The organism is Allobosea sp. P1_A7 (genome assembly GCF_056406775.1).
Map to the genome: position 1 here is coordinate 1 of NZ_JBFTZN010000453.1, position 2958 is coordinate 2958.

Sequence of the window (2958 nt, forward strand, 5' to 3'; positions counted from 1 at the left end):
GGCTTGGATCCCCCTTCACGGCCCTGTTCTGCGAGGTGATGGCGGAGCGGCTCGATCAAACCAGTGGTTTTGGCCGGCGCGCGCTTGGCTGGCCGGGCGACCCCGTTGCCGATGCGCTGCCCTTGCGGGCAGCCGGTGCCTTCAACGCCTTGGCGCGCTCCGGAACGATGCCGTCACTGCAGGCGCTCTACCCGCCGGCTGTTGCCCGCGCGGACGCATTGTGGAGCGGCCTTGCCGCAGCCATCGACGCCCATGATGCGGATCTTGCCGCCTATCTCGACAGCGCCCCGCAGACCAATGAGGTGAAGCGCTGCGCCGTGCTGCTCGGGGGCGCCTTGATCGTTGCCCGCGATACCGGCTTGCCGCTTGATCTGATCGAGATCGGCGCGAGCGCCGGGCTCAATCTCGGTTTCGAGCGTTATCGCTACGCATTTGGTGCCGCCAGTTGGGGGCGCGACGATGCGCCGGCCACGATTCGCAGCGAATGGCGCGGCAGGCTGCCTCCGCTCGATGCCGCGCTTCGCGTGGCGGCGCGGCGTGCCTGCGACCTCAATCCGCTCGACCCATCGCAACCGGCCGATCGCGCCCGCGTCCTCTCCTATATCTGGCCGGATCAGGCCGACCGCCTGCACACGACCGAAGCAGCCTTCGATGCGGCGTCTGCTGCCTCGTGGCGCGTTGAGCGAGCCGATGCTGCCGCCKGGGTCGAGGCGCGGCTGGCCGAGGCGGCCGCGCCGGGCAGCGCCCGCATGCTGATGCACACGATCATGTGGCAATATCTGCCCGAGCCGACCAAGCAGCGCATCGTTGCGGCCATGGCTGCGGCGGGCGCTGCCGCGACCGCCGAGCGCCCGCTGGCCTGGCTGCGCATGGAGCCGGACGGCAAGCCTGGCCATGCCGCGGTCGCCCTGACGCAATGGCCGGGGGCAGTGGAGCGTGAACTCGGGCGCGCCGATTATCACGGCCGCTGGGTCGAGTGGCACTGAGGCGGGTTAGGGCATCGGCCCGAAAAGTGGATTGCGGTTTTCGGGACAAAGCCGATGCAAACACAAAGGGTTAGATCATCGGACCGGACGCGGTTTCCTGTCCGATGATCTAGGCCGATAACGCAAAACGGGCCGGAGCTGCGCGCACCCGACCCGTTCGAACCACAGGAAACGAGGCGCCGGACCGAGCCGGCGCCATCTTGACGGCTATTCGGCCGTGTCGGACTTCAGCCAGCGATAGAGCACGCCACCAAGAGCGCCGCCGATCAGCGGAGCGACCCAGAACAGCCAGAGCTGCTGCAGCGCCCAGCCGCCGACGAACAGGGCAGGGCCGGTGCTGCGCGCCGGATTGACCGAAGTATTCGTCACGGGAATGCTGACCAGGTGGATGAGAGCGAGGCCGAGGCCGATGGCGAGCGGTGCGAAGCCTGCCGGCGCCTTGCCATGGGTCGCGCCCATGATGATGAAGATGAACATCATCGTCATGACGACTTCCATCAGGAAGCCTGAGAACAGGCTGTACTGGCCCGGCGAATGTTCGCCATAGCCGTTCGAGGCAAAGCCCTTGGCGAGATCGAAGCCAGGCGCGCCCTTGGCGATCATGTAGAGAATGAAGGCGCCGGCGATCGCACCGATCACCTGCGCGACGATATAGGGGAGGACCTGTCCGGTGGGGAAACGCCCGCCGGCCGCGAGCCCGACGGTGACCGCCGGATTGAGATGGCAACCCGAAATATGGCCGATGGCATAGGCCATGGTGACGACCGTCAGGCCGAACGCAAGTGAGACGCCGAGCAGCCCGATACCGACCTGCGGGAAGCCTGCGGCGATGACCGCACTGCCGCAGCCGGCGAAGGTTAGCCAGAATGTGCCGATGGCTTCAGCCGCATATTTCTTCGAGCTCATACTGATTCCCCCAGAGGTTGTGACCAGCTATCAGTGAACCTGGGCTCGGAATGCGTCAATTACGCTACTGCGGGGCCGCCCTTCACCTGCGGCAGGGGTCGATCTTCGCCGGCTGCTGCTTGGCCTGGGGCAATGTCGGGGCGGCGCGATTGCGTCGCCTCAATTGCGGCAGGTCCGGACCTGCGGGCAGCCGGGTAAATTCGCGATGACAGAACCAATGTTGCGTTGCGATGCCGGGCGGCCCTGTTCGCGCCATCTTGTGCGAGGATATCGCGTTGTCCCCGGCCGTACATTCCGCTATGCCGCGCCTCGGAACTGATGAAGGAGCGCCCCGGGTGGCCAACGACGCCGAAATCAAGAGCAAGACGGCCAAGGACGAGGGCGGCATCCTTGAGACGATCAAGGTCGTCGTCCAGGCGCTTCTCATCGCGCTTGTCATCCGCACGCTGTTGTTCCAGCCCTTCAACATTCCGTCGGGCTCGCTGATCCCGACATTGCTGATCGGCGACTATCTCTTCGTCTCCAAATACACCTACGGCTATTCCAAGCACTCGATCCCGTTCAGCCCGCCGCTGTTCAAGGGCCGGGTCTGGGCTGCCGAGCCGAAGCGTGGCGACATCGCCGTCTTCAAGCTGCCGAGCGACAATTCCACCGATTACATCAAGCGCGTCATCGGCCTGCCGGGCGACCGCATCCAGATGATCGACGGCATCCTCCACATCAACAACCAGCCGGTGAAGCGCGAGCGCATCGCCGACTTCGAAACCACCGACAACTGGGGCCGCAGCACCAAGGTCATCCAGTATCGCGAGACGCTGCCCGAGGGCGTCAGCCACAACATCATCGAGCGCGAGGGCGACACCGGCACCTTCGACAACACGCCGGTCTTCCGCGTGCCCGAAGGCCATTTCTTCATGATGGGCGACAACCGCGACAACTCGCTGGATTCGCGCGACCGGAGCGTCGGCTACGTGCCTTTCGAGAACTTCGTCGGCCGCGCCGAGATCATCTTCTTCTCCATCGACGACGGCGCCTCCGCCTGGCGTGTCTGGGAATGGCCCTGGAC

3 protein-coding genes are annotated in these 2958 nt (G+C 65.5%); 2 read left to right on the top strand and 1 reads right to left on the bottom strand.

The annotated features are described in order from the left end of the window. Window positions 1-986 (top strand): DUF2332 domain-containing protein (locus tag AC1D34_RS36100; protein ID WP_476826852.1); only part of this gene is annotated, 986 nt, incomplete at its 5' end. Window positions 987-1193: 207 nt separating this feature from the next. Here AC1D34_RS36100 and aqpZ read toward each other — a convergent pair. Further along, entirely contained in the window at window positions 1194-1892 is a 699-nt protein-coding gene (gene aqpZ / locus AC1D34_RS36105; protein ID WP_441488723.1) for an aquaporin Z, read from the bottom strand. A 335-nt stretch (window positions 1893-2227) separates the two neighbouring features. On the opposite strand from aqpZ, the gene lepB reads away from it, so the two are divergent. After that, window positions 2228-2958, top strand: a 731-nt coding sequence (lepB, locus tag AC1D34_RS36110) for a signal peptidase I (RefSeq protein ID WP_476826853.1), incomplete at its 3' end; no start/stop codon positions are given.